We start from the raw sequence: 13,828 nt of genomic DNA, 5'->3' as shown, positions 1-13,828 counted from the left end.
ACACAATGCGAAGTCATAATTACTTTATGAAAGCTGTGGCCTCGCTGTTGACAGTAACCATGTCTGCGCTGCCGATACATTCCTACGCTAACGGTAGCCAAGACCAGGACATCACAGCGGTGGGTAAAGAGGCCCAGGCTTTCGGACAAAACCTCTCAAACTCATTCAAGTCGAGCTCGGGGACTGTGCAAGATGGCACAATCTCTATGCCGACGTTGAAAGACGGTCAATTCCAAATGAACGGGGGGAGTCAGATTAATGTCAATGATCTATTCCCCGGAACGAGCGGGACCAACAATAAACCTGATAGTTATTACTTCCCTGATGCCAATAAACCTGATGTGGGCGGTCTGCAAGGCATTTACGACTCTGGCGATGACATGGACAGCGTGGGGAATAATGCAAAAGGGTCGCTGTGGAGTGATGCCAATAGTGCTAATCCATCAATCTCTGGTGCGGCATACAAGGTTCTTCTCGATGCCTCTAATCGATCACGCCCTGATTTCAGTAATGACCCTGTACTAAATCTAAGCAAAAAGACCTATGAGGATATGGACCTCATCGCAGGTGGCTTTGGGGATTGTTCTGCCGAAACAACCATCAATCAGAATACTATCAACGCCCACATTCCAGAGTATGAACGGTGTCAGCGTGTTGTAGATCAAAGCGCGGACTGTGAGGTTGTCCATGACTACGATGCCTCTGTGGTGAAGCACTATGATGGTCCATATAACCTCAAATCTTGTGGAGAAGGCTGTACTGAGTTGTGGATTGGCCGAGTTGGTAACGACTACTGGAGTGGCAACTGTTCGATTTATGAGGAATACACGCGGGTCCAAGTCAGTAATCCAGACGCCATAGTGTCTGCAACTCTTGAGTACGCCAAGTGGGATGACTACATGCAAGTTTGGGTTGGTAAATCAGGTCAGGAAACTAAAGTATGGTCCGGCCCTGACGGCAATTTCCCTCCAGAAACGGCTGGCCGATGTGAATTGTCAACAAGTTGGGAGCGAAACCCTAATATTGATGTCACTCCCTATTTCAAGAATGTGAAAGATGGTGATGTTGTTACGTTTAAGATCCGCGTTTCAGTAACTGGCGCAGGTGAGGGTTTTGGCCGCATAAAGCTACGCTATGACCCATCAAAAGCCATTACCAAGGATGAGTGGGCTCCACAGAGCTGCATGGATTCAGCCAAAGGGGTTGTAGATGGTTTTGCGGAAGGCGAGATCACATGTATAGATGACCCGACTGATGCTACGGGCTGCACAGTCATCAATGGGATCAAAGTTTGCGAATCTCAACTCAAGCCGTCACCTTTGCCTGGTATTCCAAAACTATGCAAAAAGGTTCGAGTTAAAGCTGACTATGACTTTTATAAGGGGCAAATGGACTGCTGGACAGACCCTCAAGGTGAAACGCACTGTCCGGTAAACACGGGCGGGAATCTCGATAGCTGTCAGAAATATGAAGAAAACCCTCAGTGCGGCTTCATCAGTTCCAAATGTGTTGATGGTGCTCAGGGAAGTTCTGGTACGTGCTACGTCCACGAGGATACTTATGACTGTGGTACAGATGTTTCTGTTCCGACCTTGGAAAAGGAAACTGAGTACCAGTGCGGTGGGCCTATACGCTGCATGGGAGATGACTGCCTTGATTTGACCAAAACACAAAGCACTGATTTTGCTCGCGCTACTGCGTTGCTCAATGCAGCCCAATTCATGACGCAGGATATGAGCTGCACAGGCCAAGATGGGGATGACAATCCTACCGGGGATGAAAACGTTATTTGCTCTGCTTTTGCAGGGGAAGCTGGCGAATGCAAGATAGCTGTTGGGGGAGTTTCTGATTGCTGTGAAAAGCCAACCAATATATCTCTTGCCGATTATCTGAACCTAATAATGGCCGTTCCAAAGCTCGATGGCGCAGTGATGGGGCTGACTGATGGTAATGCGCTTAAAGGTGCTTATCAGGTACTTAGGGAACCTGCCCTTCAAGGGTGGACAGAAGTCACAAAACCGTTCACAAGTTATATAGAGAACGTTTCAGGTGCTGTTGATTCGTTCTTCCAGCCTGTAGAGCAGTTTGTTGATCAACTCATTGACCAGCTCAAAGAGCAAGTCAAAGAAGTGATGATGGATGTCATGAAATCAGCAGGCCAAGATGCAGCAACAGAGCAGGCGGCTGCCGCAGCATCTGAACAAGCTGCCGAAGCAATGATGGAGACTGCGACAACATGGCTTAGCACTGCCATGACGATATATACCGTCTATGTCGTTGCGATGGTGATGATCCAGATGATTTATAAGTGCGAGGAAGAAGAGTTCACTATGAACGCCAAAAGAGCGCTCAAGAATTGCACCTATGTAGGCTCTTATTGTAAATCTAAGGTGTTGGGCGCTTGTATTGAAAAAAGAGAAGCGTATTGCTGCTTCAATTCTCCGCTCTCTCGTATTATACAAGAACAGGTTCGCCCTCAATTGGGGCAGAACTTTGGAGACCCCAAAAATCCTCAGTGTGAAGGGATTCCACTAGATAAAATTGCCGAAATTGATTGGAGCAAAATTAATTTGGATGAGTGGCTTGGGATATTACAGCAGAACGGTAAATTCCCTGATCCGGCCTCAATAAATCTCGACTCGCTGACTGGAGCAGGGAATGACTTCAATATTGACGGGACGCGGAAGAATGCTCAGGAAAGGGCGTTGGAGCGGTTGGAAGGGATTGATATTGACGCGAAGCGAAAAGAGGCGACAAACAGCATAGACCCTCAAACAGGCGCGCCAACTGGTGGTGGTGGATAAAAAAAGGGGCCTTTCGGCCCCTTTCTCATGTAGATTGATTACGCTTCTGGGTAAACAAATAACTCTGCTTTTCCCTGATCAAGAAGGTAAGGGAAAGCAACTTTTTCGCCATTATCCAGCTCAACCGATTTTGGAGCAAGGTAGAGGTAGGCCCAAGCTGGTAGCTGTTTGCTAATAGCTGCGTAGATCGCTTGCTGAGGAGCATGGCTTGCTGCCCCATTACCGACATTCACAAAGTTGTATGCGGTCTCATGGCCTGATGTGAAGGCATACGCTGTACCTTGAACGCCAGAGACAAAATTAGGAGCTGACCCTAGGCGAGGCTCCACGATTTTCACCTTAACGGAACACATGTCAGCTACCTTACTTTGTCCGTTCACCCACGTCGGGCAACCCCATTCATTCTTGTAGAACTGATAGGTTAGGCGACCATCTTTGTCATACAGAAGCGTGAAATTGGCACCCAAATCAGTCAGCGCTGACTCAATGGAAACTTTCACATGTGAAAGAAATTTGGCCTGAGCGTCTGCCGGTGAAACTGCTTCGTTAGCAGGCATCCAAGCGATCAAGCTATTGCGAGCGCCATGCTGTTTGGGGCCGATAGCCCAGTTCGCAAGGTTGACCAAGCCACCTTGCCAGTCGGTCATTCCGAGCTGAGGGGACATGTAGCCAGACAGCACGTAGGCTGCCCCAAACGTTTTGGTGTCGGTCAGACGCTCCAGCTTGTCACGCGGAACAGAAGCGTCTTGGATGCCTGTTACCAGGCCACCGGCCTCCGCGATGTTGTAAGCGCGACTGTGATTGGTTTTGTACGCTGTGGGTTCGTAACTGCTGGTGGATGCACAGCCAGATAGAGCTGCTACAGCCAGAGCCACGGTGGTGATTAAAGCCTTTTTCATGTTGTTCTCCGTTCTTACCTGAGTTGAATCTGATTTACTTCGATAATATCACAGCATCAAAAAATGCAACCATAAAAGACAAAAAAAAGCCCCTCGGGCGAGGGGCAAAGGTTTGGGCTGGGTTATGCTGCTTTTGTTTTCTCGGCTTCGTCTGCGATTTCCTTGTCGCCGGTTGCAGATTCCGGAGCGGCTTCGGCCACTTCACCTTCTTTGCCTTTGCTGTGGGCGGAAATGCGAGCCCGTTTCTCGATGCCGATGATTCGACCGGCCAGCTTGATGAGGCGTTGCTGCCATTGGTAAGTGGCGTCGGTGCGCTGCTTGCTGGTCAGTACGGTGTTCAGCCAGAGAGTGTCAACGATCCCCATCAGGGTATCCAGTTTGCGGATCAGGTGTGCAAACTGAGCAACCTGAGGAGAGTTGATCTCGATGGTGTATTCATTCGGGTTGGTGTAGCCGGGCATCATGTCGATGCCGTTGTCTTCCATCAGCTTGTTGAGCTGGGCGGTAGCTTTGTCCAGGTCTTCGGAGACCTTGGAAATGTGTTCCAGGATGACGGTTTCAACCTGGTCGATTTCGTCCTGCTCACCGATGATGCGAAGGATCACGTCGATGGAGAACAGGGAGTTGGAAACTCGCTCAAAGCTGCGTTCCATGACGCGCTGAGCTTGGAGGCTGTTTACTTTCAGAACTTGCTTGAAAACAGGGCGAGAGTAGTGGTTGCTGCGGTCGTTGTTTGTGTCCAGTGCTACTTGTGCTTCTGCCATTAGAGATACTCCTAAATTTGAGGTACAGATAAACGCACTGGAAAGGATAAATGCGGTCAATCTGTAACCTGACCTCTCGAAGTGCCCAAAATGGACAGTTACAGCGTTTTCTGTTTAGCAAAGGTGAGCTATATTTGAATCATCTTAGTCGCTCTGCGGCTATAGGTGAGATAGCTGGTCTCCGAAAACAAACAGCATCTAGTCTTATGCCGTATGGCATTACTTAACCCCAAGCCGGGGGCTTCTCCCGGTTTTCGGGTGTTGCCCCTGTTTTTTTACATAGGAGCAACACCATGCACATCATCACTTTCATTGTAGTTCTGCTTGCATCTCTGGGCGCACTGTACGTAGGCGCGAAGGCATTTGCTTTTTCCTTCATCGTTCTCGCTAAAGTGTTCCAGCGTATCGGTTTGTTCCTTTGGAACAAATTCGCAGTTCCTGCAATGCGGTCTGTACAGGCCGTCATCAAAGAACGTGCTGCCAAGGCTGAACAAGCCAAAGCAGTCGTTGAACCTGAGGTAACTCAAGTTCAAGAAGTCGCTAAACAAGAACCTGACTGGGATTATCTCGAAATCCCGACTTACCTTCGTAAGGGCAAGGAACTTGTTTGGTAATAACTGTCGCTGAGTAATCTTCGACACTTTCAAACCCATCGGGGCAACCATACCCCGACGGGGATGTTGCCCCTTTTTGCTTAGGAGCAACATCATGGAAATCGCTATCATCGCTTTGTGTATCCCTACTGGTTGGGCAATCTCTCGTCCTTTCGTGAGAATCGCTGAATCGTTCGGTTACTGCTGATAGTCAACGCAAAGGGAGGGGGCAACCCCTCTCTTTCTGGTCAAGCCTCTGTGGCTTGTCCTCAAAGTCTTCTGGTGTCAGTTGGCTTTGACGACAAGCTACAGGGGGAATGTCGAATGCAACAGAATCTTCATGTTTACGACGATCACGCAGGCATCATCTATCTGGCTGATGGACGCGAGGTGAAATTTGATCCGAAACTGTATTCCAGCTCCTACCAGGCGCACAGTGAAGCAGTGAAGTGGGCCAAAGAAACCGGGGTCATTGGTCAAAACGACGATGTGGTGATGTTCGTCCATTGAGGGAGTGGCCTCCAGGAGAGGCTACTCTCCTCGCTCCTTAAAAGTCTTCTTACTCATGGTGAATACCATCAGTAAGCAGATTTTGTTCTCTTCGGAGAGCGAAAAGTGCGATAGCTGGTCGCCAAAAACAAACAGCAAATTAACGTTAATTTACTAGCCCAACCGGGCGCATCCGCCCGGTTCGGGACGTGGTGCGCCTGTCACAATAGGAGCGCACCTATGTCTCAATACTCTCAATTCTCAGTAAGCAAGGTTTTCGGTATGCCCAGCATTCCGGAGAAGGTAACGGCCATCGGCTACGCTGACGGTTCAAACCCTTTCATCCCTGCCACTGATACCAACTACGTTTTCCGCAAAGAGTTTCTGCGAGAGGTCTTGGCCTATCTCAAAGAGCCTGGCGGTGACGCATTGTTCGTAACCGGCCCTACCGGGTCTGGCAAAACCTCAGGTATCACCGAGATCGCTGGTCGTCTCAACTGGCCTGTTCAGCAAATCACTGCCCACGGGCGGATGGAGCTGACAGATCTGATTGGACATCACGCTCTGGTCGCGGAAAAGCCTGGTCAACCACCTGTCATGAAGTTCATGTATGGACCTCTGGCAGTCGCTATGCGTGAAGGTCATCTGCTCCTCATCAACGAGGTGGATTTGGCCGACCCTGCCGAGCTGGCTGGTCTCAACGATGTCCTTGAAGGGCGTCCCCTTGTGATCGCTCAGAATGGCGGGGAAATCATCAAGCCGCACCCGATGTTTCGTGTGGTCGTTACTGGTAACTCTACGGGGTCCGGTGATGCTTCTGGTTTGTACCAGGGGGTGATGATGCAGAACCTCGCAGCTATGGATCGCTATCGTTTCACCAAAGTAGGGTATGCGGATGAGGAAGCTGAACTCAGCATTCTTGGCCGTGTTACTCCGAAACTTCCGGAAAATGTGCGGAAGGGAATGGTTCGGATTGCTAATCAGGTCCGCAAACTGTTTCTTGGCGAAAACGGTGAAGATGGTCAGATCAGCGTCACCATGTCCACTCGGACGTTGGTGCGTTGGGCGAAACTGTCTCTAGCGTTCCGTGGTGCCCCAAATGCTCTTGAATACGCCCTGGATCAAGCTCTGCTTATCCGTGCGGCCAAAGAGGAGCGTGAAGCCATCCTGCGTGTTGCGAAGGATGTGTTCGGGGACCAATGGCGCTAAGGGGTGACGCATGAAGAAAAATGACTGTTTGTGCCGTCGTTACACTGCTAAAGAGTGGGGCAATGACGAAACCACAATAGAAGTCTTCATTGGCTACAAGTTGCTCCGGGAGCCCAGCTCCTCGGAGCCAGGCCAATTCACGATGGTCGAGCTACGCCGAACCGTCACTGATGGGAAAGCTGAAAATTGGTCTGAGACAAAGCTCGAAGGACCTTTTGAAGCTAACGGCCCAGACACGATCCCAATGTCCTACAAGGACAAAGAAAGCCAGTATGTGTCACAGTTTCTCAGCCAGGGGTACACCTTTCTGGATGAGGTGCTGGTAAACGCAGAGACACAGACGGTGCTGGAAGGGGGGAATGTTTCAGCCGGACAAACAGCCAGCTTGGGATCTCTCAACTGGCTGTTATCTCCGCCCTCTGAGTTACCTCCAGGTGACATAAACCTCTTCAAAGGTTTTGTTGCTGGGGTTTTTGCCAAAGGAGCCGGTTTAATCGGCTTTGAGGTTGCTCGGAGCGAAGGCTCAAATGACTTGCTACCCAGTGTGCTGATGCGTACTGACAGCGGTTATGAGCTTGGGGTTAGCACTGGACTAGGCGAAAACACTATCCATCCAGCTACGCTGGAAGGCGCTGGTGAACTCCGCCCGGAACATGGTCACAAACCCCTGCTGATGTTGGTTTACCTGCAACAGCGTTTCGCGGATGACTTTTCAAACGTAGAGAAGCCGCTGGTGGCATTCTGTGATGAACAGGGTGATACCTTCGACTACGAGCGTTTTGATTCACTAAAACCCCTCATTGAACGGTTTGGTTTCAGCTACGACGAAGTAAGAGCAGATGCAGAAAGGCTTGGCCTTGTATCTGAGCTGATTCGCCTGGCAGAGATCGACGCCGAACAAGAGGATCACTTTTTTTAACCCTTACGGGGGCTTGCTCCCCGAAAGGGGCGTTGGCCCTCTCCAAATAACTTGGAGGTCATGATGTCTAAAGGCGTCAACAAAGTAATTCTGGTCGGTAATCTCGGTTCTGACCCGGAAATTCGCTACATGCCAAGCGGAACTGCCGTTGCCAACTTCAACGTTGCAACAACGGATACGTGGCGCGATAAGCAGTCTGGCGAGCAAAGAGAGCATACTGAGTGGCACCGTATTGTGCTTAAAGGTCGTTTGGCAGAAGTCGCTGGTGAGTACCTGAAAAAGGGCTCCCAAGTCTATCTCGAAGGGAGCAACCGCACCCGGAAGTGGACTGACAGCCAACAAATCGAGCGCTACACCACCGAAGTACACTGCGTTGAAATGCAGATGCTTGGTGGTCGTGGAAATGCACCTCAGGACAACTCTCAACGTGCAGCGCCCCAAAAAGGGCAACGTACAGGAGCCGGTACGCAATCTGCTCCTGTGCAGCAATCAGCACCGCAAGGTGGTATGGGCGGAGGCTATGGTCCCGCTCCTGATGGCTGGGATGATGACATCCCGTTCATGCGGCTGCACCACTTGGCTGGCGGGTAACACCGCCAACTCTTACTAAACCCCACGGGGGCACTCATGCCCCGAGGGGGTCATGGTGTCCTCAAACCGTTCATTCGTGAATTGGAGAAACACCATGTCTGATAACAAATCTCTTGTAACCCGTATCGCAAGCCGGTTTGGCGTGGACACCCGAAAGTTCTATGAAACTTTGAAGGCGACCGCATTCAAGCAGCGAGATGGAAGTGCCCCGACCGATGAGCAGATGATGACGCTCCTGATCGTGGCTGAACAGTACGGTTTGAACCCTTTCACTCGGGAAATCTATGCGTTTCCTGACAAGCAAAATGGGATCATTCCGGTAGTAGGTGTTGATGGTTGGAGCCGCATCATCAACGAGCATCCCCAGTATGATGGCGTCGAGTTCGTGTATTCGGACAAGATGGTCAGAATGCAGGGGGCGAAAGTTGACTGCCCTGAGTGGATTGAATGCGTGATTTACCGTAAGGACAGATCTCGCCCTATCCGCATCAAGGAGTTCATTGATGAGGTGTACCGTGAACCGTTTCAGGGTCAAGGTCGCAATGGTGCTTACACTGTTGATGGCCCCTGGCAAACGCACACCAAGCGTCAACTCCGGCACAAGTCGCTGATCCAGTGTTCTCGTGTCGCATTTGGTTTCTCTGGTATTTATGACCAGGATGAAGCTGAACGCATCCGTGAAATGGAGCAGGCATCGGCCATTAACCCGGCTATTGCCAATCTCCCTTCACCATCTCAAGTTCAAAGCCAAGAGCCTTTGGCTATTGAGCACAAAGAGCTTGACCCGATCCTAACCAAACTCGCAAATCGCGCCATTGCTGAAAACGCATGGTCTGCGGCGCATGAGTATGTGAAGGGACGGTATGAAGGTTCGGAACTGCAATATGCGACTCAATTCCTTCGTGACAAGGAGATGGATCAAATGGAGCCTCCGAAACCTGACTACCAGGAAGCGCACGAGCAAGAGTCCGCCGCTGGTGGTTCTGCAAATGCTGAACCTGGTGCCGAAGAAATGCCGCCTTTGAGTGACGAGGACATGATCCCTGTTACAGAAGAGGAGGGCGCGGAAGGCAGTTACTACTAACCCCAACGGGGGGGACTCCCCCGCTGGGGGAGATCTCCCTCCTAACCATTGGAGAGAGGTCCATGAAAATAGTCAACCTATCGCAACGAGAGGAAGATTGGCTTGATTGGCGGCGTCAAGGTGTAACAGCCACTGACGCCGCTATCCTGCTCAATCGGTCTCCGTACAAAACACGATGGAGACTGTGGGCCGAGAAGACTGGGTATGCGCGTGAAGTCGATCTGAGTCTTAATCCGCTGGTTCGCCGGGGGATAGAAAACGAAGATGCTGCAAGACGCGCTTTCGAGGAGAAGTATGATGACATGCTGCTCCCCGCCTGTGTCGAATCGGTTCAATACCCGCTCATGAGGGCCTCCCTGGATGGCCTGAGAGATAACGGGGAGCCCGTCGAGCTGAAAAGCCCGAGTGCGACTGTCTGGGAAGATGTTTGTGCTGAGAAAGCAAACAGCAAGGCATACCAGCTTTATTACCCGCAGGTGCAACACCAGCTCCTGGTAACGGGGGCCAAGCAAGGCTGGTTAGTCTTCTACTTTGAAGGTCAGATTCAGGAGTTTCCAATACTCCGAGACGAAGCCATGATTCAAGAAATCTTGGCCGAGGCTAAAAAGTTCTGGCAACAGGTAGTAGACAAGAAGGAGCCCGACAAAGATCCAGAGAGAGACCTGTACATACCGCAAGGTGAAGAGGTCAACCGTTGGATTGCTGCTGCTGAGGAATACCGCCTCTATGATGCTGAGATTCAGGAGCTGAAACAGCGACTGTCTGAGCTTCAAGAAAGGCAAAAGCCTCATCTCGACACCATGAAGTCCCTCATGGGGGAATACTTCCATGCCGACTACTGCGGTGTGATGGTAACGAGATACAAAGCGGCTGGCCGGGTAGACTACAAAAAGCTGTTGGCTGATAAGGCGTCAGGCGTGAAGCCTGAGGATGTTGACCAGTACAGAGAGAAGTCATCAGAGCGGTGCCGTGTAACGGTTACTGGCTCTGTGAAGCCACGGTACATTGTTGATGAGGACGTGCTTGCTCCTCTTGATGATTTGCCGGAAGAAGTAGAGACGTTCTACTGGTGAGTGGGGGATTTTCCCCCGCTTTCCCTTGGGGATTCTGGGAGTCTCCAACGGAAAGCAAGATTTTGTTCTCTTCGGAGAGCGAAAAGTGCGATAGCTGGTCGCCAAAAACAAACAGCAAATTAACGTTAATTTACTAGCCCAACCGGGCGCATCCGCCCGGTTCGGGACGTGGTGCGCCCCCAACTTTTTGGAGTGCATCATGACTAAAGTGAACCATCTACAAAGCCTCTGTGTTATCCACGTAGACTTTGACATCTGGAGTGGACAAACCCGTTTGTCTGCATCTGATCTCAAGCTGGGCGAGGGTGGTGAAATTCCACCTGAGAAAGTAGCTCAACTGGGAAGTAAGAAGATCTGTGATCCGGCTAAGCTGAAAGGCTTTCATCGCCTGAAAACAGAAACTCGTCGCCTCCTGCTGAAATTCGGTATGCCGTTCATGAACGGATTTGCCGTACCCGTCAGCAAGACCGATGAAATCTGTAACAAGCTGAATGACATAAACTTTCAGTTTAACCAACTGAAACAGGATTTCATCAAAGGTTACAACAAAGCCGTGGATGAATGGTGTCAGGAGAACCCTGAGTATGAACGAGCTATCCGTGCCGGAGCCCTTCCAAAGGAAACGGTCGAGGAGCGGATTGGCTTTGAGTACCAGGTGTTCATGATCCAGCCTGTGAACGAAGATGAGGCCAACGCCAAACGCCTTAACCGCAAGGTTGAGCGCTTGGGTGACGATCTCATCTCCGAAGTGGTTCAGGAAGCGAATAAGTTCTATATGGAACGTTTGGCCGGTCGAGACCAATGTGCGGTCACTACTCGGCAGACACTCCGTAACATCCGCGACAAGGTGGATGGGCTTAGCTTCCTGAACAGCGCTTTTAACCCTCTGGTCAAGCTGCTCGACCAAACCCTCCGGGGATACGAGCAACATGCCGATGGCCGAAACATCGTTGCGCCTTTCTTTTATCAGGTCGTGGCCGCAGTGCTGATCATGAGCGAGAGGGACCGCATCGAGCAGTATGCCAATGGCTCGATTACTGTAGAGGGCATGGCTAATGACATTGGCGGTTCGGGAGCCCAGATGGGGGACCGTTCTAAAGATGAAAAGGCCGAACAGAAAAGCGATAAAGCCGGTGAGCTTATCCCTGCAACAGAGGGTGGCGAAACCAAGCAGCAACAGGTAGGTGGTACTGAATCTGTTCAATCAGAACAGACTAACAGCGGTGGTAACGCTGTTGACCTGGATGAAGACATCGACAACTTCTTCAAGAGTTTTGCAGAACGAGGCGAGGGTGAATCGGAAGATGAATCCAATGCCGGTGATGTGGTTCGAGAAGAGCGCGTTGATGTTGAGGATGAGCCGGTTTTGCCTGAGGAAACTCCGGTAGAGCAAGAGCCTGTCCAAGAGGAGCCGACAGAGGAGCCTCTCAACCAGGAGCTGCCTAAAACTGACGACGATGGCGACTATTTCTTCTAATAGTCACTTCAACTAAACCGACCCGGAGGGGATAGCCATTCCCTCCAGGGGTGGACTATCTCCTTCCCTACCAGGAGAAAAGATATGTCCAAAAAACGCACCATTTACAGCGCTCTACCAATCGTGGCCGCAGCCTATGGTGAAAAACTCGGTGTCAAAGTCGCCATCGGTAACGATGACGCATACACCGATGGTAAGACCATCGTGGTTCCGAATATCCCCGACGACTATCCTCACATGGATGCTGTCTGGGGGTATTTGGCCCATGAAGCAGCCCATGTCCGGTTTACGGACTTTGGTGTTGAGCGCCGCAGAGGTCTTCATGCTGAGTTGTCCAACGTTTTGGAGGACTGCCGCATAGAACGGGCCATGATGGAACTCTTCCCCGGTACGTCGCAGACCCTGAATGAGGTTGCTCGCTATATGGCTCAAGCTGGTCATTACGAGCACGTCACAGACAAAGAGGCCCCTGCCTCCATTCTGACAGGGTTTTGTTTGTACTGGTTGCAAACCAAGGCTGTAGGGCAATCCGTCCTTCAACCCTATCTCGATTCGGCTACCCCCGTATTCGAGCGCGTGTTCCCTCAGGGTGTTGTTGTTCGGCTGAACGCTTTACTGCGTAAGGCTGTGAACACTAAGTCAACCGCAGAGGTGACATCCTTGGCCGACCAAATCATCAAGATGATCGAGGAGGAAAAGGAGAAAGAAGAGCAAAAGCCCCTGAATGGTCAGGATGGTAACAACCAGCAGAATGCTGGTGGCAACCAACCTCAGAACAGTCAGGGCGGAAGTGGTAACGATCAAAACCAAGGGCCTGATGCCAATGGTGGTGATCAGCAAGGTAAAGACCAGAAGCAAGACGATGCTAACGGGAAATCTGATCCGAAAGGACAGGGCGACCAAGGCAAGTCGGATACTGATGGTGGCAGCAAGGCAGGACAAAGCCAGGCTGGTGGCAATTCTGACGCGGCGAAACAAGACGCGGCCAAAATGCTCCAGCAGGTTCTGAATGCCGGTGCCGGTGATTTGCGTGGTGACGCGCATGATGCACTTAAAGCCGAGCTCAACCGGGTGGCTCAAGATAAGGGGGACAGTAGCTATATGACTGTTCGCTCTGCTGTGAACACCCAGGACAACCCTGCTGTTGGCAAAAGCCTGGTAGGGGATGTGAAGAGCACCACTTCAAAGATAAGAACGCAGCTCTACGGATTGGTCCAGGCCAGCCAGCGAGTTGCTCACCGTAACCAACGATCAGGGAAGCGTGTGGATGCTCGGAAACTACATCGTGTAGTGACGGGTGATACCCGCGTATTCCTCAAGCCGGAAGCCAAGAAACGCCCTAATACGGCGGTTCACATCCTGGTTGATATGAGCTCCTCGATGGCCTACAAGGCCGCCAATGGAAAGGAGCGTCAAGACATTGCGCGGGAAGCGTCCTTGGCTATTTCGATGGCTCTGGAAGCAATACCCGGCGTAAACCCGGCAGTCACCTTTTTTGGTGGCAACCGGAACCAGCCAGTGTTCAGTGTCGTGAAGCATGGAGATACGGTTCAGAATCGGGCCGGTCGGTTTGGGTTCAAAGCAACTGGCGGTACGCCTATGGCGGAAGCTATGTGGTATGCAGCTTTTGAACTCACCAAGACCCGTGAAGAGCGAAAAATGTTGATCGTAGTGACTGACGGGCAGCCTCAAAGCGCCCCGGCATGTCGCTCAGTGATTGACCTCTGTGAACGAAGCGATGTTGAGGTGATCGGCATAGGGGTAGAGACTACCGCAGTGTCAGGACTGTTCCAAAAGAACATTGTCATTGATGATGCGGCAGCTCTGCAACGCACACTGTTTAAGTTGATGGAGCGGTCATTGACTGCTTTTGCAGCTTAACAGGAAGTGAAACGACAAACGGCTATCCCTTCGGGGGTGGCCGTT

General features: G+C 51.1%; 12 protein-coding genes. 10 read left to right on the top strand and 2 right to left on the bottom strand.

The genetic code is table 11. The features are described 5' to 3' along the window. The first annotated feature begins 5 nt into the window (after nucleotides 1-5). Complete coding sequence (traN, locus tag R7Z47_RS20080; RefSeq protein WP_001256487.1) at nucleotides 6-2,804, top strand: conjugal transfer mating pair stabilization protein TraN; 2,799 nt, start codon at nucleotides 6-8, stop codon at nucleotides 2,802-2,804. Nucleotides 2,805-2,842: 38 nt separating this feature from the next. On the opposite strand, the gene R7Z47_RS20075 is transcribed toward traN, so the two are convergent. Beyond that, a complete protein-coding gene (locus tag R7Z47_RS20075) occupies nucleotides 2,843-3,703 on the bottom strand; it encodes a hypothetical protein (protein ID WP_000709517.1) in 861 nt (286 codons plus the stop codon). Nucleotides 3,704-3,825: 122 nt separating this feature from the next. Further along, nucleotides 3,826-4,467, bottom strand: a complete 642-nt coding sequence (locus R7Z47_RS20070) for a hypothetical protein (RefSeq protein WP_000796664.1) — start codon at nucleotides 4,465-4,467, stop codon at nucleotides 3,826-3,828. A gap of 293 nt (nucleotides 4,468-4,760) precedes the next feature. Here R7Z47_RS20070 and R7Z47_RS20065 point away from each other — a divergent pair, with 293 nt between their 5' ends. The 9 genes from R7Z47_RS20065 (at nucleotide 4,761) to R7Z47_RS20025 (ending at nucleotide 13,783) form a co-directional block, all read left to right on the top strand. Next, complete coding sequence (locus R7Z47_RS20065) at nucleotides 4,761-5,081, top strand: hypothetical protein (RefSeq protein WP_000547566.1); 321 nt, start codon at nucleotides 4,761-4,763, stop codon at nucleotides 5,079-5,081. A 303-nt stretch (nucleotides 5,082-5,384) separates the two neighbouring features. Beyond that, nucleotides 5,385-5,570, top strand: a complete 186-nt coding sequence (locus R7Z47_RS20060) for a hypothetical protein (protein WP_001186917.1) — start codon at nucleotides 5,385-5,387, stop codon at nucleotides 5,568-5,570. 219 nt (nucleotides 5,571-5,789) lie between these two features. Next, nucleotides 5,790-6,758, top strand: coding sequence for an AAA family ATPase (locus tag R7Z47_RS20055; RefSeq protein ID WP_000085162.1), 969 nt, complete (start codon nucleotides 5,790-5,792; stop codon nucleotides 6,756-6,758). A gap of 10 nt (nucleotides 6,759-6,768) precedes the next feature. Further along, entirely contained in the window at nucleotides 6,769-7,677 is a 909-nt protein-coding gene (locus R7Z47_RS20050; RefSeq protein WP_000739139.1) for a hypothetical protein, read from the top strand. 60 nt (nucleotides 7,678-7,737) lie between these two features. After that, nucleotides 7,738-8,268 carry a single-stranded DNA-binding protein gene (gene ssb / locus R7Z47_RS20045; protein ID WP_000987165.1) on the top strand — a complete coding sequence of 177 codons (531 nt, stop codon included), beginning with the start codon at nucleotides 7,738-7,740 and terminating at the stop codon, nucleotides 8,266-8,268. Between the two features lie 94 nt (nucleotides 8,269-8,362). After that, entirely contained in the window at nucleotides 8,363-9,352 is a 990-nt protein-coding gene (gene bet, locus R7Z47_RS20040; RefSeq protein ID WP_001282585.1) for a phage recombination protein Bet, read from the top strand. 62 nt (nucleotides 9,353-9,414) lie between these two features. Further along, nucleotides 9,415-10,425, top strand: a complete 1,011-nt coding sequence (locus R7Z47_RS20035; protein ID WP_000706865.1) for a YqaJ viral recombinase family protein — start codon at nucleotides 9,415-9,417, stop codon at nucleotides 10,423-10,425. A 199-nt stretch (nucleotides 10,426-10,624) separates the two neighbouring features. Beyond that, nucleotides 10,625-11,902, top strand: coding sequence for a DUF3150 domain-containing protein (locus R7Z47_RS20030; RefSeq protein WP_000170086.1), 1,278 nt, complete (start codon nucleotides 10,625-10,627; stop codon nucleotides 11,900-11,902). An 84-nt stretch (nucleotides 11,903-11,986) separates the two neighbouring features. Further along, a complete protein-coding gene (locus tag R7Z47_RS20025; RefSeq protein WP_000039318.1) occupies nucleotides 11,987-13,783 on the top strand; it encodes a VWA domain-containing protein in 1,797 nt (598 codons plus the stop codon). Nucleotides 13,784-13,828 lie beyond the last annotated feature (45 nt).

The sequence above is a fragment of the Vibrio sp. 1641 genome (assembly GCF_033339995.1).
Taxonomy (GTDB): Bacteria; Pseudomonadota; Gammaproteobacteria; order Enterobacterales; family Vibrionaceae; genus Vibrio; species Vibrio alginolyticus.
Note: the sequence above shows the minus strand (reverse complement) of the source record. Positions and strands in the feature narration are given on the sequence as shown.